The sequence below is a fragment of the Enterobacter sp. ZOR0014 genome (assembly GCF_000798855.1).
Classification (GTDB): Bacteria; Pseudomonadota; Gammaproteobacteria; order Enterobacterales; family Enterobacteriaceae; genus Enterobacter; species Enterobacter kobei.
Map to the genome: position 1 here is coordinate 1 of NZ_JTLF01000019.1, position 18,122 is coordinate 18,122.

Annotated in this window: 15 protein-coding genes and 1 pseudogene; 4 read left to right on the top strand and 12 right to left on the bottom strand. The window is 55.4% G+C overall.

The window, feature by feature from the left end:
• The 7 genes and pseudogenes from hcp to L977_RS00560 form a co-directional block, all read right to left on the bottom strand.
• Positions 1–301 (bottom strand): annotated as a pseudogene (hcp, locus tag L977_RS00530) (type VI secretion system effector Hcp); the annotation flags it as partial.
• Between the two features lies 1 nt (position 302).
• Positions 303–2,018, bottom strand: a complete 1,716-nt coding sequence (locus tag L977_RS00535) for an OmpA family protein (protein ID WP_047624271.1) — start codon at positions 2,016–2,018, stop codon at positions 303–305.
• Positions 2,019–2,021: 3 nt separating this feature from the next.
• The gene (tssL, locus tag L977_RS00540) at positions 2,022–2,675 is read right to left on the bottom strand and encodes a type VI secretion system protein TssL, short form (protein WP_047624273.1); all 654 of its coding nucleotides are present in this window, start codon (positions 2,673–2,675) and stop codon (positions 2,022–2,024) included.
• Positions 2,672–4,012 (bottom strand): type VI secretion system baseplate subunit TssK, encoded by a 1,341-nt coding sequence (gene tssK, locus L977_RS00545; RefSeq protein ID WP_047624274.1) that lies wholly within the window; start codon positions 4,010–4,012, stop codon positions 2,672–2,674. Before tssK ends, tssL begins: the two co-directional genes overlap by 4 nt.
• A gap of 13 nt (positions 4,013–4,025) precedes the next feature.
• Positions 4,026–5,561, bottom strand: coding sequence for a type VI secretion system contractile sheath large subunit (gene tssC / locus L977_RS00550; RefSeq protein WP_156118149.1), 1,536 nt, complete (start codon positions 5,559–5,561; stop codon positions 4,026–4,028).
• 42 nt (positions 5,562–5,603) lie between these two features.
• Positions 5,604–6,095, bottom strand: coding sequence for a type VI secretion system contractile sheath small subunit (gene tssB / locus L977_RS00555; protein ID WP_047343805.1), 492 nt, complete (start codon positions 6,093–6,095; stop codon positions 5,604–5,606).
• 475 nt (positions 6,096–6,570) lie between these two features.
• Positions 6,571–8,187: a peptide ABC transporter substrate-binding protein gene (locus tag L977_RS00560; RefSeq protein WP_047624279.1), complete on the bottom strand. Its 1,617-nt coding sequence runs from the start codon at positions 8,185–8,187 to the stop codon at positions 6,571–6,573.
• 185 nt (positions 8,188–8,372) lie between these two features.
• Between L977_RS00560 and mpaA the strand changes: the two genes are divergently transcribed.
• Positions 8,373–9,086, top strand: coding sequence for a murein tripeptide amidase MpaA (gene mpaA, locus L977_RS00565; protein WP_023330524.1), 714 nt, complete (start codon positions 8,373–8,375; stop codon positions 9,084–9,086).
• On the opposite strand, the gene ycjG is transcribed toward mpaA, so the two are convergent.
• On the bottom strand, positions 9,077–10,042 hold the full coding sequence (gene ycjG, locus L977_RS00570; protein ID WP_047624282.1) for an L-Ala-D/L-Glu epimerase: 966 nt from the start codon (positions 10,040–10,042) through the stop codon (positions 9,077–9,079). The two genes, mpaA and ycjG, sit on opposite strands and share 10 nt — an antisense overlap.
• A 107-nt stretch (positions 10,043–10,149) precedes the next feature.
• Here ycjG and tpx point away from each other — a divergent pair, with 107 nt between their 5' ends.
• Together tpx and L977_RS00580 are read left to right on the top strand one after the other, a co-directional pair.
• Complete coding sequence (gene tpx / locus L977_RS00575; RefSeq protein WP_045135272.1) at positions 10,150–10,656, top strand: thiol peroxidase; 507 nt, start codon at positions 10,150–10,152, stop codon at positions 10,654–10,656.
• Between the two features lie 275 nt (positions 10,657–10,931).
• A complete protein-coding gene (locus tag L977_RS00580) occupies positions 10,932–12,140 on the top strand; it encodes an aldose 1-epimerase family protein (RefSeq protein ID WP_047624284.1) in 1,209 nt (402 codons plus the stop codon).
• Positions 12,141–12,173: 33 nt separating this feature from the next.
• Here the strand turns inward: L977_RS00580 and tyrR are convergent, their stop codons facing one another.
• From tyrR to L977_RS00595, 3 genes are all read right to left on the bottom strand, one after another.
• On the bottom strand, positions 12,174–13,715 hold the full coding sequence (gene tyrR / locus L977_RS00585) for a transcriptional regulator TyrR (RefSeq protein ID WP_014884045.1): 1,542 nt from the start codon (positions 13,713–13,715) through the stop codon (positions 12,174–12,176).
• Between the two features lie 112 nt (positions 13,716–13,827).
• Positions 13,828–14,880: a YcjF family protein gene (locus L977_RS00590; protein WP_032636327.1), complete on the bottom strand. Its 1,053-nt coding sequence runs from the start codon at positions 14,878–14,880 to the stop codon at positions 13,828–13,830.
• Positions 14,877–16,274: a YcjX family protein gene (locus L977_RS00595; protein WP_045282162.1), complete on the bottom strand. Its 1,398-nt coding sequence runs from the start codon at positions 16,272–16,274 to the stop codon at positions 14,877–14,879. The genes L977_RS00590 and L977_RS00595 overlap by 4 nt, the downstream gene beginning before the upstream one ends.
• Positions 16,275–16,429: 155 nt before the next feature.
• On the opposite strand from L977_RS00595, the gene L977_RS00600 reads away from it, so the two are divergent.
• On the top strand, positions 16,430–17,440 hold the full coding sequence (locus L977_RS00600) for a LacI family DNA-binding transcriptional regulator (protein ID WP_023337360.1): 1,011 nt from the start codon (positions 16,430–16,432) through the stop codon (positions 17,438–17,440).
• A gap of 34 nt (positions 17,441–17,474) precedes the next feature.
• Here L977_RS00600 and L977_RS00605 read toward each other — a convergent pair.
• Positions 17,475–18,122 (bottom strand): OmpG family monomeric porin (locus L977_RS00605; RefSeq protein WP_047624290.1); only part of this gene is annotated, 648 nt, incomplete at its 5' end.

The window sequence follows — 18,122 nt, forward strand, 5'->3', positions numbered from 1 at the left end:
ACTCCACTTCCTGGCCCGCGTCGTTGATTTTGTACCACTTGAATTCAGCCGATTTCAGGGTCTGGCCGGTGGTCACCGCCTTGTACAGGTACGGGCTGGAGGAGTCGATTTCCTTGGTAAACAGGAACGGCGTGTGGATACGCGTGCCGGTCAGCTTGCCGGTGTTGTTGTCGGTTGGGATGTACAGGTTATGCTCCTGCGCCACCACTTCGATGCTGCCCTCGCGATCCTTAACGTCCACGGACCCTTTGATGTCCGCGCCGCCGTCGTCCTTGAGCCACAGATAAACAGGAATTGCCATGTTATTTCTCCATTTCATTTTTTAATGCGCCATCATCCTGCGATGACGCATGGGTTTTGCCTGGCAGCTGGCAGGCGTTCGCCTGCGGCACCAGGCTGATTTCGACACGACGGTTCAGCGCCCGGCCTTCCGTCGTGTCGTTGGTTGCGATTGGGCGGCTTTCGCCATAGCCCTGCACCGCAAAACAGCTTTCCGGCACGTCACCGGTATCGCGCATCCAGTCGCGCACCGATTCCGCGCGCTTAAGGGAAAGCACCTGGTTGGATTTATCGTCACCAGTGCTGTCGGTGTGACCGGCTACAACGATGAGCCAGCCGGGTTTGGCCTTGATGCCCACCAGCGAGTTCACCAGCAGCTTCGTGGAACCCGGTTTCAGCGCCCATTTGCCGGTATCGAACAGCGACATGCTGTCGAGGCGGACGGTCTGCGGCCCCTGCACGACTTTGTGAATTACCGGACGCGGCGGCGGTGGTGCCCAGTCGTTAATGGCCGCTTCAACCAGGGGTAACAGCCGCATTCCCTGGTACAAACCCAGCCCGTATCGCTGCGGCTCACCGCGGCGCTGCCAGTCGTCAAGCAGACGGCTGTCTGCACGAAGGCGCTGCTGGGCCTGCTGCTTCGGCGCAGGCGGCGTGCCGCTGAGACGGTGATAGACGGTCAGGTGGTCTCCCACGCTGCGGACAAGGCGCTGGTTGTTGATAAAGGAGGCCAGCATGGCCAGTGCGAGAAACACAAAGCAGACCGCTCCGGCCAGCCGGAGATCCTTCATCCGGCGGCTCACACCGTGACGGCGGGGCAGCGACACCAGCACCACGTCCGGCAGCGGCAGCAGATCATTCACTGCACCACCCGGCGGAGACAGCGTGGTTGTCCCTGCTATCTGAAGTGACCAGAGGTTTTCCGGTATACCGGCGACAGGCGTCAGACAGACGCCGACAGCGCAGAAACTGCAGGCAGGAAGCTCCCCCTGCCGGGCGCGAAGCGGCTTGAAGAGAAGCGAATCACTCAGCCTGAGCACGTTGTCAAGCCACAGCACAGCCGCCAGACGGGCATCATCTCCTGCCGCTTCCTGCTGCCAGCCCGTCACTGACAGGGCAACATGACCATTCTGCCGCACCTGCACACCCGGCAGGTCAGGCGTGACGGTATACCACAGCGCCTCATCCGGATGATGAACAGGCGGTGACACCCAGACTGCGCTCCAGACGGGTGGCAGGCCGCTCAGCGATACCCGGCACTGGACGATACTGCGCCGCCAGCGCCGAAGCGCCTGCGCACACGATTCTTCCGAGCCGTGCTGTTCCGGCGTCAGCGCCAGCATCACCGAAACCTGCGACACCAGCGCCGGGCGGACCGCGGCCAGATGCTGCGCCAGCAGCGGCAGTTCTTCGGCATTTTGTACCCGCAGATACCAGCCGTGGCGGGTTTCACGCCAGACTGTGTCACCGGAAAACAGGGAGGCGGTATCGCCGCAGACCAGCACCACCGCCCCCTGAAAATCGTCCGGCGGCAGGCTGTGCTCCATTATCGCGTCACTGACCGCCCGGCTGCGCTTTTGCTGCCGCCACTGACACCAGAGTGCCACGCCGCCCGCCAGCAGAATACCCAGGCTTAGCGTGATACGACTTCCGACCGAAAGCGGCCAGAAGCCCAGCACCAGCCACAGCGCCAGAAGAAGAGCTAACGGCGTCATTAAACTACGGGTGAGTTCACGCATCCGTTATCCCTGCCCTGCGATCCGGGCCACCATCTGTGCCAGGGATGACGAGAAGATAAGCCACATCGCCGCCAGCACAACAATGCCTGCTGTCCAGCCCAGCCAGTACACCCGCCATCCGCTGCGCAGGCGCGATGCCCGCACCACCACCGGCGCGTCCTCCGTCAGCGCAAACGGCGGGACGCACTCGCTGAGTGTACGCACCACGTCTTCCCGCCGCTCGTCATCCTGCTCGCGGTACTGGCCGACAAAGCCCAGTTGCAGGGTCCGGTACAGGCAGGTCAGCACCGCCACATCCGGCGCGGGCTCACGCAGAACGGTGCGGATAAGCTCCCACAGCTCCTCCCCGGCATTCAGGGTGCTGAAAAAGCGCGCCTGGAGCGGATCCCTGCGCCATTTGCGGTAACCATCGTCCTGCCTGTCGCGGTTCAGCACGCTCTCATCCAGCAGCGCGCAGTAAGCGTACAGCATGCGATCGCAGGCGGCGGCGCTATATCCCCTGTCCGTTAACGCCTCGCGGGCCTCCGCCACCCAGCGGCAGGCCCGGCGGTAAAGCGCATCACCGTCCTGAATCTCCTGCCCACTGCGCAGTTGGCTGACCATCAGCCAGCCCGGATAAAACGTTTTATTGATTAAATCCAGATCCATCGTATTCATGAGCGCAGCACCGCAAACAGTTCCAGCTTCACGTCACCGAGCGACTCCGGCGTGTAGAAGGTGCAGTTTCCTGCTTCCAGCATCGCGCGGGCCGCCGCAGTGGAAAGGTCGAGCGCAAAATACTGGTTTTCCAGGCGCACCGGGATAGCCGCCGGGACATGGCTCAGCGGTTTAATCACCATCCCGCTCAGGGCAATATTGACGACTTCAGATACATCGTCATGGCTGCCCGCCTTGCACAGCTGAGGGAAACGCGTCTGCAGCTCATGGTTCGGCATGGAGGAGCGCACCGAGAGATAGAAATCCGCCCCTTCACGCAGCCGCGCGTCGTGCAGTCGCCCGCGCCAGATTTCCCTGTCCTCACCCTGCTCAAGCACGATGGCAACAACGCGAGACGGCAGGCTGGCTTCCAGCAGCCGGTCCAGCAGGGTAAACAGCGGCGGAAAGACCTGCTCGGGCGCGTCATGCTGGTAAAGCGGAATATCGTCGGCGTTATGTTCGAGAGAAAAAGTCAGCAGGCTGCCGGCAAGCCTTGCCAGCTCCCGGTACAGCAGTTCGGGATGGCGGGACGGCGACTGGTGCAACTCCGTCAGCACTGGCTCCGCGCTGTTGAGCGCATTCAGCAGCCAGAATAGGGAAACATCCGCCACCACGAAGTCCGCCATCCGTTCATTGCTTTCCCGTCGCATCGCCATCAGGCGCTTGCGGCGAGCCTGCAGGCGGTGCAGGAGATCGCCCAGTTCGCTGACCAGCGTGGGGCTTGCCGACAGCGACAGCATCGGGGGAATAAAACGCCGATCCAGGCCCCACTGTCCCTGCGCATCACGGGTAACTCTCGCCACCGGGCAGGTCAGGTATGCCGCATTTTCCTGGGTGGAGAGACGCAGCGTGAGCGCATGGCGCAGTACAGCCAGATCGCTGCGCTCATGGCCAGCCAGCTCCTGTACCGTTACCCGCTCCGACTGCCAGCGACGTGGACGGGCGCTGTCGCAACCGTCATCCAGGTTGCCGCCGTTCGCGCTGAGGAGCGGCAGGCACAGCAGCACTTCAACGCTCTCCAGCCCGGTCGCGGATAAATCACATACCGGTGGCAGGTTATCCGCAAGATCCGTATCGATCAGCGTTCCATCCGCAAAGCGTACCGCCAGACGGACGGCGTTAAGCCGTGAGAGTGTGAGCGCGCTATCATCGAACTCCGCACAAAGCACGCCCCAGGGGTGCGCCAGCGCCATTCTTGAGACGGCATCCGCAACGTGTGCGTCCCAGCGAGACTGCTGCTGGAACTGCTGCGGGGCCAGAAAGGCCCCGTCTTCCCATAACGGGCGAAAGATTTTCATCCCTGCTCCCGCCTCACGCTTTCGCTTTCGGCATCTGGCTGACCAGAGACAGATTCACGTCCATCCCTTCCACCTGGAAGTGCGGCACCGCATACAGACGCACGCGGAAGAAGCCCGGGTTGTCCTCGATGTCTTCCACTACCACCTTCGCGTCGCGCAGCGGGTGTGAGGCCTGCAGCTCGTCGCCCGGATCGGTCATTTCCGTCACCAGTCCTTTCACCCAGGTATTCAGCTCAAGTTCCAGCAGACGACGATCTTTCGTCGTGCCGATGTTTTCGCGCTGAATCAGCTTCAGATAGTGCGCAATGCGTGACAGTAGGAAGAGGTATGGCAGGCGCGCGTTAATGCGGCTGTTGGCGGTCGCATCCGCGGTGTCGTACAGCGCGGGTTTCTGGGTGGAGTTCGCCGAGAAGAAGCACGCGTAGTCACGGTTCTTGTAGTACGACAGCGGAATAAAGCCCAGGTTGGCAAACTCGAACTCGCGGGTTTCCGGGATCATCACCTCAGACGGGATTTTTACCTGATTGCCGGTACCGAGGTCATACAGGTGGATCGGCAGATCTTTCACCGCGCCGCCCGCCTGCGGGCCGCGAATTTGCACGCACCAGCCGTTGTTGATGAAGCTCTTCACCATGTTGGAGGCAAAGGCAAACGACGCGCTGGTCCACAGATACTTCTCATGATCCGGGCCCTTCACCTGCTCAACATAGTTGAAGCTGCGAACCGGCACAGTATCTGGACCATACGGCAGACGGCCCAGCACGCGCGGCATCACCAGCCCGATGTAGCGGGAATCGTCGGTGTCGCGAAAGGATTTCCACTTGATGTATTCGGCACGATCGAAGTAGTTACCGATATCTTTGATCGCGGCCACCTCTTCCATCGAATCCTTCAGGAAGAATGTCGGACCGACGGAGCCGATAAACGGCATATGTGCCGCGGCAGACACTTTGGAGATGTTGCGCAGCAGCGCCACGTCCTGCGGGCTGGCATCGAACTCATAAGAGGAGATCACTGAACCGATTGGCTCGCCGCCCGGGGTATCATACTCGGCGGTGTAGGTGTGCCAGTAGAGTCCGCTCTGGATTAGTTCGGGCGCGTCCTCAAAGTCCTGGCGTAAATCCTCTTTTGAAACATCCAGGATTTCGGTTTTCACGTTCTGGCGGTAGTCGGTGTTATCCACCAGCTGCTTCAGGCCGCGCCACAGGGATTCCACCTTCTGGAATTCAGGGTGGTGCATCACCGCGTCAAGCTGGCGGCTAATCTGATAGTCCAGCTCAGCAATGTGATGGTCTATCAGCGTTTTGTCGAGCTTCTCAACCTTCTGGCCGGATTTGAGGATGCAGTCCATAAAGACCTGCATCGCGGCGGTCAGACGTTCGCCTGCCGGGGCTTCGGAAAGTGCGGCATCGTCCAGAAACGCGTTGATATCGCCCAGGCTTGACGCGGGTGTAAGATTAATTTTATCGAACAACGAAGCGTAAACGCTCTCTTTTTCCAGTACCGTGGTTTGCCCCTGAGCAGGACCAGTTTCAGTATTTACAGACATCAGCATTCTCTCGGTTAATCCATTAAAAGACATGCCCGAATGTTATTTCGGAGCAAGCGCACTCATTTCGTCACGTAATTCCTGGGACAAAGCCGGATCCTTAAGGATTTTCTCGAGCTCTTTTCTGAAAGTGGCGTTATCAAGCAGGTTGGATTTGAGATCGCGTAATAAATTACGCATCGCCAGCATGGCGCGCAGCTGAGGGATCTGGCGTGCAACCTGCTCTGGCTCGAAGTCTTTCATATCGGAGAAGCTCAGCCTGACACTTTCTTCTGAACCATCGCCTGCCAGCGTATTCTGTACCGTGAGATTCACTTCCGGGTTAAATTCTGAAAGTACACTGTTAAGGTTATTTTTATTGACGTTGATTTTTTCTCGTTCAGATAATGGCCGAGTTTCCTTTCCATTACTGAAATCGCCGACAGTAAGTAGCTTCAACGGCAATTCGACTTTCTTTTGCGCGCCCCCAGTATGCAGACTTAATTTTAAATTAATACGTGCCTTAGGCACTTCGTTCTGGAACGTATCGGCCATAGCGATCCCTTTCCCTGAAGAATGAATAGTTGAGTAGATGGACGTTTATTTACAAAGGCATGTTAGAATAAAGCATAAACAAAAATCAAGACACCATATTTAAAGTCCAATTTAAGACACTTATTAATCATTTTCCTGGAAATATACAAATAATGAATACTAAAAAGGCACTTCAGAGATGAAGGAGCAACCATTTCCTACTAAAAAACAGGCCTATTATCTAATCAAATAATAATGAGTAAATTCATAGTGAATTTTTATAATTCATTGCTTCCCGTTAAAGCAATCAATAAACCATGATTATTACTAATCATTGAAACATTCATATTAATCAGAATTTGCATTGAGTTTATTTTGTTACAGACCGTCTTGGCGAAACAGTCCATTTCTGGACATAATGGTGAAACTGGCGCTGCAAAGCGCCAGCTTTGGGTTTAGCGATGGTTACCTTGCGTTAACAGGCAACCGGTACTCATCAGTGCTTCTCAATATACATCGTCCGGCTATACGCCACGTCTTCCGGGTTATTAATAGGATAGCCTTTCACCCACGGCTTAATCAGGCGGCCATTGGTGTACTGATAAATCGGCGCGATAGGCGCTTTCTCCGTGAGGATTTTTTCCGCCATGTTGTAGTCCGTATTGCGCGCTTTCGCCGTGGTTTCCAGCGTCGCCTGGTGGATAATTTTATCGTAGGCCGGGTCGTTGAAACGCGAGATGTTACCGCTGTGGGTTGAGGTCAGCAGCGAAAGGAAGGTCGATGGCTCGTTGTAATCGCCCACCCAGGAGGCGCGGATCACGTCAAAGTTACCGGTATTACGGCTGTCAATATACGTTTTCCACTCCTGGTTTTGCAGTTTGACATCCACACCGAGATTTTTCTTCCACATGGACGCCACCGCGATGGCAATCTTCTGATGATTTTCTGAAGTATTGTACAGCAGGGTCAGCTTCAGCGGACGCTGAGGGCCATACCCCGCGGCCTGCAGCAAGGTTTTCGCCTGGGCGTTCAGCTCCTGCTGCGACATCTGTTCAAATGGCGAGGCCTCCGGGGTGAACCCGGCCGTCACGTCAGGCGTGAAGTGCCATGCGGGCTTCTCTCCCGTGCCTAACACTTTTTCCGCCATAATGCGGCGATCGATGGTCATGCTCAGCGCCAGGCGAACGCGGGAGTCGGCCGTTGGGCCCTTTTGCGTATTGAACGCATAGTAATACGTGCCCAGCTGAGGCGGTGTGTAAACCTGTCCCGGAATATCCTTCAGGAGCTTCTGATACATGTTTTTTGGGAACGATTCGGTAATATCAATATCACCCGCCAGATAACGTTTGGTGGCCGATGATTCCTGGTTAATCGGTACGAAGGTGACCTTTTGCAGGACGGTTTTTGCATTGTCCCAGTAGTGGGTATTGGGGACGACAACCAGTTTTTCATTCACCACGCGGTCATTCAGGACATAGGCACCATTGCCGACCAGAGATCCCGCACGGGTCCACTCTTTACCACTTTCTACGTTGGCTTTTTGCACCGGGTAGAAGGCAAAGTTAGCCGTCAGATTACTGAACCACGGCAGCGGTTTGTCCAACTGGACGCGTAATGTTCTGGCATCGACCGCCGTTACGCCAAGCGTATCGGGTGCAGCTTTACCATCAATAATGGCCTGCGCGTTGTTGATACCCGCCAGGGCAGCAAACCAGGCAAACGGAGAGGTCGTTTTCGGATCAACCAGACGCTGCCAGCTGTAGACAAAATCCTGGGCGGTGACAGGCGAACCGTCGGACCACTTCGCGTTATCGCGTAGGGTAAATGTCCAGATGCGGTTATCGTTGCTCTGCCAGCGCGTTGCCACTCCCGGCGTCAACTCCCCTTTCTCATTCTGATTCACCAGACCTTCGAAGAGATCGCGAATCACCTGAATCTCTGGCAGCCCCACCGCTTTTGCCGGATCGAGTGAAGCCGGTTCGTCTTTAATGTGTCTGACCAGCTCCTGTTTTTGCGCCAGTGCCGTACCCTGTGGCACATCCGCAGCGAAAGAGAGTGAAGAGAGTCCGCACAGGCACAGTGCGGCAAAAAGACGCGAAACAGGATGCTTCATAAGATCCCCTTTAATGAATTCAGGTAACAAGCAGATGCGTAATTATTTGTTTCGACAAAAAGAAATGCAAATAACTTACTCCCGAATAGTGATTTAAGGCAATTCTCAACCATTTCGGAAACTATTTGATTAACCGCGTGTTTTGCACAACACTGCGAGTAGTGATCTTTTTATCAGGATTTCGTATGACAACCACCCGACCGAGAGCGGAACGCGGCGCCTTTCCGCCGGGCGCTGAGCAATATGGCCGCTCATTTTTAGGCGCATCGTTGATCTGGTTCCCCGCCCCCGATGCCGACCGCGACAGCGGCTTGATTCTTGCCGGCACGCACGGTGACGAAAACTCCTCCATCGTGACGCTTTCATGCGCGCTGCGGACACTAACGCCCTCATTACGGCGTCATCACGTGATTCTGGCGGTTAACCCGGACGGCTGTCAGCTCGGTCTACGCGCCAATGCGAGAGGCGTGGACTTAAATCGTAATTTCCCGGCAGCAAACTGGCGCGCCGGAGAAACCGTTTATCGCTGGAACAGCTCCGCCGAGGAGCGTGATGTGGTTCTGCTGACGGGAGATAAACCGGGCTCGGAGCCTGAAACCCAGGCGCTGTGCCAGCTCATCCATAAGATCCACCCTGCATGGATTGTCTCTTTCCACGATCCGCTGGCGTGTATTGAAGATCCGCGTCACTCCGAGCTGGGCGCCTGGCTGGCGGAAGCATTTGCCCTGCCACTCGTTACCAGCGTCGGCTATGAAACGCCAGGATCATTCGGTAGCTGGTGCGCCGATTTGAGCCTGCCCTGCATTACCGCTGAATTCCCGGCGATCTCGTCCGACGAAGCCAGCGAAAAGTACTTAAAAGCCATGATGGAGCTTTTACGCTGGCAGCCTCAGAGATGAAGCACGCCGCCGGTAAAATTAAGCGCGGGTGACACATCAACCGCCAGCCACGTCGGGCCATCCAGATCCGCGAAACGGACCTGATTAACCAGCGGTAGCGCCGCACCGATCGCCCGGGACGTGCAGAGCATGCAGCCCAGCATCAGCGCAAATCCCTGCGCCCGGGCCTCTTCCGCCAGGGCCAGCGCCTCTGTCAGGCCGCCGGTCTTGTCGAGCTTAATATTGACCATCTCATAGCGCCCCTGAAGGTCGCTCAAACGTTCCCGGGTATGGCAGCTTTCATCCGCGCAGACGGGCAATGGATGGATAAAATTATTCAGCGCCACATCATCTTCTGCTGGCAGAGGCTGCTCCAGCATGGCGACCCCCAGGTCGGCCAGCAGCTGACATCGTGCGGCCAGCCCTTCCGGGTGCCAGGATTCGTTGGCGTCAACAATGAGCGTGGCGGCGGGAACCGCTGAGCGAATAGCGACCATTCGCTCGCTGATCAGGCGATCGTCGAGTTTCACTTTCAATAGCGTTGCCCCGGCGTCATAGAGCGCTTTTGCGCTGGCGGCCATCTGTTCCGGCTCACCAATTACCACCGTTTGCGCGGTAACCACCGATTCCGGCAGCACCACGCCCAGCAATGACGTCAGCGATGTTTGCTGTTTCGCCGCTTCCAGGTTCCAGAGCGCACAATCAATGGCGTTGCGCGCGGCCCCGGCGGGTAAACGTTGCTGGAGCGCCTCGCGAGTGAGTCCGGTTTGCAGGTCCGGAACCAGCGTCATGATATGCGCCATGACCGACGCGAGGCTTTCCCCATAGCGTGGATAAGGCGTGCATTCACCCACGCCTTTAAAACCGTCCTCTTCGATTTCAACGACCACCACGCTGGCTTCGCTTCGGCTGCCGCGAGAGATCACAAACGGGGTATGCAATGGCCAGGCTTCTTCATAGACCTTAACGCTTCTCATCACTGACTCCTTGCGGCCCGGAAAGGCGAAAAAATTGGTTTGCCGTGTTATCTGCTGATGGCATACACTAGCCCCGACGTTAACTATATGTAAACAGGAAGATATCTATGTCACAACTCGTTCATTTCCAGGGCAACCCGGTTGCTGTTGCAGGTTCCATTCCGCAGGCTGGCAGCAAAGCGCAGGCTTTTACTCTGGTGGCTAAAGATCTGTCTGACGTCACACTGGCTCAGTTTGCGGGTAAACGCAAAGTGCTGAACATTTTCCCAAGCATTGATACCGGCGTTTGCGCTGCCTCCGTGCGTAAATTCAACCAGCTGGCCACCGAAATGGACAACACCGTGGTGCTGTGCATTTCCGCTGACCTGCCGTTCGCCCAGTCCCGCTTCTGCGGCGCTGAAGGCCTGAGCAACGTTATCACCCTCTCCACCCTGCGTAGCCCGGATTTCCTCGAAAAATACGGTGTTAGCATCGCGGAAGGTCCACTGAAAGGTCTGGCTGCACGCGCTGTACTGGTTATTGATGAAAACGACACTGTCCTTTTCAGCGAACTGGTTAACGAAATTACGACCGAGCCGGATTACACCGCCGCACTGGACACGCTTAAAGCATAACAGTGACTTAGCAATTTATACTGCGTTTTCAAAACCTCGCGATGGCGGGGTTTTTTATTACCCACACGCTGAATCGTTAAAGCATAAATATGATAACTTCACAGTATTTATGCAAATAAATATCAGCAACTCAACAATAACGCGATCTTTCCCACATAATACTGGTTAATATTTATCATCTTCGCCCTCAGTGAAGCCCATCACATTTCCCTTTACGTCAAAACATTAGATTTGCTTACGAAAGCAAATAATCGTTTCAGCAAAAAGGGATCAAAATGAAAATAAAACTGGCTTTAACGCTCCTTGCGGTACTGGTTTCGGGTCACGTCGCCGCAAAAACCTGGGTGCTGACCAGCGCTGAAAGCGGCGTAGAAAAAGGAAACTGGAAGATTTCCAGCGATGAGCTGAAAATTAACGACCGGACGTTCAGCATTGAGCAGAAAGTGTTGCACGGCGGAAAGCAGGAAGGCAGTAAAGTTATCATTATCAGCAGTAAAAACGGTCTGACAATTACCCTCAGCCCGACGCGCGGAATGAATCTTCTGCATGTGGAAGGTTTTGGTACCCGACTGGGGTGGAATTCTCCCGTTAAAGAGGTGGTTAACCCAGCGTATATAAATCTGGAAAGCAGAAACGGCCTCGGCTGGCTGGAAGGATTCAATGAGATGATGGTCCGCTGTGGTTATGAGTGGACGGGACATCCGGTCACGGCTGACGGCCAGATTTATACGCTTCACGGCAAGGCCGGTAATACCCCGGCTTCTCAGGTCGAAGTTGACGTCGCGGATACCGCCCCGTATGAAATTCGTATTCGCGGGTTAATCAAAGAGAGCACGTTTAAAAAAGCGGATCTGCAAACCATGACCGAACTGCGTTACGTTCCAGGAACTAACCAGTTCAGCCTGCATGATGTCCTGACAAACCATGCCGATTACCCTCATGACTATCAAATCATCTATCACAGTAACTTCGGGACGCCGATCCTCGAAGAAGGTGCACGCTTCCTTGCTCCGGCGATAAGCGTGAGCCCCTTCAACGATTACGCTAAAGCGGGCGTAGACAACTGGCAAACCTATGCCGGGCCGACAAAAGGCTTTGATGAGATGGTCTTTAACATCAAACCGCTTGCGGACAACAACCACGAAACCCTCGCGGCGGTGGTCAACAAAGCCGGCGATAAAGGCGCGTCAATTCAGTTTGATACACGCCAGCTACCCGTGCTGACCTTATGGAAAAATACCGATACGCCAAAACAGGGGTACGTTACGGGGATTGAGCCGGGTACGAGCTACGCCTACCCCGTGACCATAGAACGTGAGCAGAAACGGGTTAAGCAATTACAGCCTGGAGCCAGCGCGCAGTTTGATCTCACCTATACCCTGCTTCATAGCCCACAACAGGTGAAAGAGGTTGAAAACAGGATTGCGGCCATTCAGGGAGAGACAAAAACAGAAATCGTGACCACACCGCTGGCGAAGGAATAAACATTAAAAAAGCCTCTTTACAGAGGCTTTTTGCTATTCGTCACCTTTCTTATGATTCAAACCATACTCACGCAGCTTATTCGCAATCGCGGTATGCGATACGCCAAGCCGTTTTGCCAGTTTGCGAGTACTTGGATAGCTGCGATAAAGCTGCGTCAGGACGGAGCGTTCAAAGCGACTGGTAATATCATCCAGCGACCCTTCCATCGCCTCTTCACCTACCGATACCGTTCCGGCGTCGTAATCAGGCAGCAGAATATCCTGCGGACGCAGTTCATACCCTTCAAGCTGGGTAAGTGCACGATAAACGGCATTTTTAAGCTGACGGATGTTGCCCGGCCAACCGTAGCGCATTAACACCGTGCCGAGATCGGCAGAAAGCTTCGGACGCGGGACGCCCTGCTCGTCGGCAAAGCGGGCGACAAACAGTTCCGTTAACGGCATGATGTCCTGCGGACAATCGCGCAGCGGTGGAATGTTCAGCGTAAGGACGTTAAGGCGGTAATAGAGATCCTCGCGAAATATCCCCTTTTGCACCAGTTCCACCAGGTTTTTCTGGGTGGCACAGATGACGCGCACGTCCACATGCACCTCATGATCTTCACCAACGCGGCGGAAGGTTCCGTCGTTCAGGAAACGCAGCAGCTTGGCCTGCATGCGCGGCGACATTTCACCGATCTCATCCAGCAGCACGGAGCCGCCGTTAGCCTGCTCGAAGAACCCTTTCTTGCCTTCCGGCGCGTGTCCAAACAGTTCGCTTTCGACAGCATCTTCCGGGATAGAGGCGCAATTAAGTGCCAGATACGGTTTTGCCGCACGCGGGCTTGCCAGATGCACAGCGTGAGCCAGCAGATCTTTCCCGGTACCGGTATCACCAGTAATCAGCAGCGGCGCGGTCAGGCTGGCGAGCTTGCGCGCCTGGTCAACCACATGACGCATTTTCGGGCTGACGGCAATAATCTGGCTGAATGCGCCGACATCCTGGCTGGAGAGGTTTTGCAGCTGGCGGCCCATACGTAACGTCGAGCGCAGCATGATCACGGCACCGGTCAGTACGCGGGTGTCGCTTTCCCCTTTCAGATAAACCGGTGTGATCTCCATCAGGAAATTCTGCCCGTTTATCACTACATGCTCGCTGTGGGTATTCTGCGGGTTGCTGTCCAGCCAGCGCTGGAAGTTAAAACCCGGGACCAGCTGTGCGGCATGTTGATTGCTGAGCTTCTCCTGGCTCTGTGCAAATAGCTGACAGCTTGCGTGGTTAACGCGCTCGACTTTACTTTTCAGATCCAGAGAGAGGAACGGTTCAGGCATGGCTTCCAGCAGCGCGCTCAGTGCCAGGTGCTCTCGCTCGGAGGGCATCCAGGGGATAGTGCGCACATCCGTAACGCCAGCGATACGGCGGATTTCCGCCATCAGACTGCTAAAGGTATTGAATTCAATTTCGGCAAAATTGAGGTAAATTCGCCCGACAGGATCGATCTCAATGCCACGTAAATCAATGCTACGTAAAACAAGAAGATCGAGTAACTCGCGGGTCAGACCGAGACGGTCTTCACAGAAGACTTCAAGACGCATGGGAAATTCACCGTTTTAAGCCAGTAACGTTAAAATGATATGTCAGAACACGGTGAACCGGAAGATGGCTGTCAACAAATATTGACAGCCAGCACAATAAGTGAACAAAACCTCACGGAGCAGGTTTTTTATTGAGCGTCTCTTTAAGCTGGCCGATCAGTTCGCGTCGAAAATCCCCCAGCCGTGGCTTATCGCCATCGATCCACGGCAACGGTCGGCACACTTCCATCGCCTTGATACCCAGACGCGCCGTCAGTAAACCCGCGCCAATACCCTGCGCAGCGCGAGCCGAAAGACGCGCAGCCAGATCCTGCGACATCCAGTCCATGCCCACTTCACGCACCAGTTCGCTTGCACCAGCAAAGGCGATATTGAGTAACACCAGCTTGAACAGTCTGAGTCGACTGTAGTAACCCAGCTCGATACCGTAGAGATGAGCGATACGGTTAATCAAACGCAGGTTACGCCAGGCGATAAACGCCATATCCACCAGCGCCAGCGGGCTGACGGCAATCATCAGCGTGGACTCTGCCGCAGAACGGCTAATCTCGCGTCGCGCCTGGGCATCCAGTACCGGCTGAACCATATGGGAATAGAGCGTTACCACTTCCCGGTCATTCTGCGTTTCATGGATGGCGGCATACCAGCGCTGAAGCGCCGGATGCGACTGATCGATACCGGCCTGGCTGGCCAGTTTCTCACAAAACGCGCGGCCTTTGCCGGTTCCGTGGCTGTGGAGGAGATCCCGCGCTTCATCACGCTCATGCGCGCGCTGTCGCAGACGCCAGAGACGTCGCCACTCCGTCGCAACAGACCCCACGCCCGCGCCAACAATCAGCGCACCTGCGGCACATCCGCCCAGTGCGACCCAGTCCTGCGTTTGCCAGGCGTTCATCGCCCACTGGACGCCCTGCCCGACCACGCTGACGCCGAACAGTGCCAGACCGGCGGTGACCATTCTGCGCCACACACTGCGTTTTGGACGCAAAGCGGCCTCCACGACCGCCTCCGCTGGCCCCTCCTCAACCGCGGGATCGTCCGGCAGTGCCGGGGCAAAGTTGTCTGCCTGCGTACCGCTGAACGTCTGCGCCGTTTTAAACGCTTCGCGATCCGCCTGCTCAAGCGTTCCGGTAAAATCTATGCGTGGTTTTAACGGTTCCGTCATCGCAATTTATCTCCAATCAAAAACTCCAGCGCCGCATCCAGACGGATGTGTGGTAACGGCCGATCGACGCTCATGGCCTGAGGGCGGAAGGCTTCAAACTGGAAACCCTGGCTCTGCCAGAAGGCCTGGCCCGGCAGCCTGGCAGGCACTTCGCCCGGGTAGACCGTAAGCGGCTCACCGTCGCTGAGGCGATTCCCGCGCAATGCCGGTATTTTCTCGCCGTTGAGATCAATCAGCCCGCTCTGCGTCGCCTGGACGGAGGCCAGCCCAAGACAATCCATGCTAATCCCTTCAAACGCGGCATTTTGCCACGCATCCTGCACTAGCTGCTGCAGCAGAGAAACCATGTTGGCATGCTGATCGACCGTCACGTGATCGGCTTTCGTGGCTGCGAACAGCAGCTTATCGATCACCGGCGAGAAAAGACGACGGAACAGCGTCCGCTGCCCGTAGTGAAAACTCTGCATCAGCTGGGTCAGCGCGAGGCGCATATCGTTAAATGCCTGCGGCCCGCTGTTAAGCGGCTGCAGGCAATCTACCAGCACAATCTGGCGGTCGAAACGCAAGAAGTGGTTTTTATAAAATCCTTTGACCACTTTTTCGCAGTAGTAATTGTACCGCTCGCGCAGCATCCCGGCGTTCGTGTGTTTACCGGCCTGGGCCAGCTTCGATTCACCGGCGCCGTCCACATCTGGCCAGGGGAAGAACTGCAGCGCGGGCGCTCCGGCTAAGTCCCCCGGCAAGACAAAACGACCCGGCTGGATGAAGTGCAGCCCTTCCTGTTTGCACTGATGAAGATAGTCCGTCCAGGCCTCGGCAATCGCCGCCAGACGGTTTTCATCCGCTGGTGCCAGCGGATCCAGGCCTTCACACAGCGCTCGCCATTTCGTTGACCACGCAGCGCGTTGTCCCTGCAGCAACCCTGTCATCTGACGGGACCAGCTGAGGTAGTCCTGTGCCAGCATCGGCAAATCGAGCAGCCATTCGCCCGGGTAATCGACGATTTCCAGATACAGGGTGGAGGTATCCTTGAAGTGGCGCATCAGGGATTCATTTGAGCGGAAACGCAGCGCAAGGCGAATTTCACTCACCCCTCGCGTCGGCGTCGGCCACGTGGGCGGATCCCCGTACAGTTGTGCCAGCCCTTCGTCATAGGTAAAACGAGGAATGCCAAAATCGCGCTGAGGGACGCGCTTAACGCCCAGCAGACGCTCTTCTCTTACGGCGCTGAGCAACGGCAGGCGCGCTCCGGCGTGCAGGTTCAGGAGCTGGTTTACCATCGCCGTTATGAATGCCGTCTTGCCGCTGCGGCTTAGCCCGGTGACGGCCAGGCGCAGATGTCGGTCAACGCCACGGTTCACCAGTGAATTGAGTTCGTTCTTAAGTCGCTTCATCGCCATCCTTCATTGCCCGGAAGCCTGGAATGCATGGCTTCAGAATACAATAAATGGGGGCAGATCGTTGATTATCAATTCTTATTTATTGCTATTGCCGTTTTCTCTCCAGTAAGATGAGCGGCATTGCTGTCAGTCCGGAGTGAGTAAGGTGTATGTCACCCACCATCTATGATATCGCACGGGTTGCGGGCGTATCGAAATCAACCGTATCCCGCGTTCTGAATAAACAAACGAATATATCCCCCGAAGCACGTGACAAAGTGCTGAAGGCGATAGACGAATTAAATTATCAGCCCAACAAACTGGCCCGCGCACTGACCTCTTCTGGCTTTGATGCCATTATGGTTATTTCGACCCGCTCGACCAAAACCACAGCCGGTAACCCTTTTTTCTCTGATGTTCTTCATGCGATTACAACAAAAGCGGAAGAAGAAGGTTTTGACGTTATTTTGCAAACATCCAAAAGCAGCGAAGACGATCTGCTGAAATGTGTGAGCAAAATAAAGCAGAAGATGATCAAAGGCGTCATCATGCTGAGTTCACCGGCAAATGAATCTTTTTTCAGCACGCTGGATGCGTATGGCGTACCCGTCGTCGTCATTGGCAAAGTGGAAGGTGATTATCAGAATATCTATTCCGTCGATACGGATAATTTTAATGACAGCGCCACGCTGACGGATAACTTCATTAAAAATGGGCGACGGAAAATTGCCTGTCTGCATGCACCGCTTGATTACCACGTTTCAATTGATCGTCTGGCGGGCTATAAAGCCAGTCTGGCAAAACATAATATTGCTATTCATTCCGACTGGATCATGGATGGTGGTTATACCCACGAGAGTGCACTCGCTGCGGCGATTACATTATTATCCTCGCCAGTTCCTCCTGATGCGGTATTCGCCACCGACAGCATGAAGTTGCTAAGCCTCTATCGTGCTGCGGATGAGTTAAATCTGATGATCCCTGAGCAGGTCGTGATAGCCGGATACAGTGACCCGATGCTCTCTCTCATTCTCACGCCAGCGCCAGGTGGGTTTGACATCCCCACTCGCAAGCTGGGTGAAGAGAGTTGCAATCTGCTCTTCAGGCGCATTGGTGGTCAACCTGCCCCGCAAAAAGTGCTTGTCGACACCCACTTCGTGTTAGCGGCTTCTCTGCGCTAAAACCAGGGGCGGATCGCCCCTGGTAAGTGATGTATCAGAACGCGTAATTCACACCTACGCCCGCATAATGGAAACGGTCGCTCTCGCCCTCATCGTGGTTTTCCCATTCATACGCATATTCCAGCGTCATGGATAAACCGTTGTTGAAGTCATAGGCATACAGCATACCCAGGCGGTTGAAATCATGCCCTTCACGCGACGGATCGTCCTGCCAGTCCCAGTTTGACCAGCGGTCAAGACCCAGGCGGGTGTAAGGCGTTAAGGTTGTCTGGCCCAACGAAACAGGCAGATAGGCGCGAATTTCCTGCGTGGAAAACTCGCCGTTATTACGTGAGCTGTCCATATTGAAACCGCGCTCTAAATAGTAATTTACTTTTGCGGAGACGGTTTCATTGATAGTCCAGGTAAAGCCCGTTTCGGTCTCAACACGGCTGTCAGCATAACCGGTTTTTTCCAGATCGTTAGCAAACTGATACATAGCAAGCCAGCCACTAAAGCGCCAGTCATCGGTTAATTTAATATCCCAGTCTGGCTGTACTTTGTAGCGCTGCATATTTGCGCTGCCGTCTTTGGCACCGTGCTCATCTTTAAAGTGATAACCATAATTACGGAAGCCGCCGGTCAGACCAAAAGTAAAATCATCGGTTCCAATAAAGCGATAGCGTAATTCAAATTCCGGACG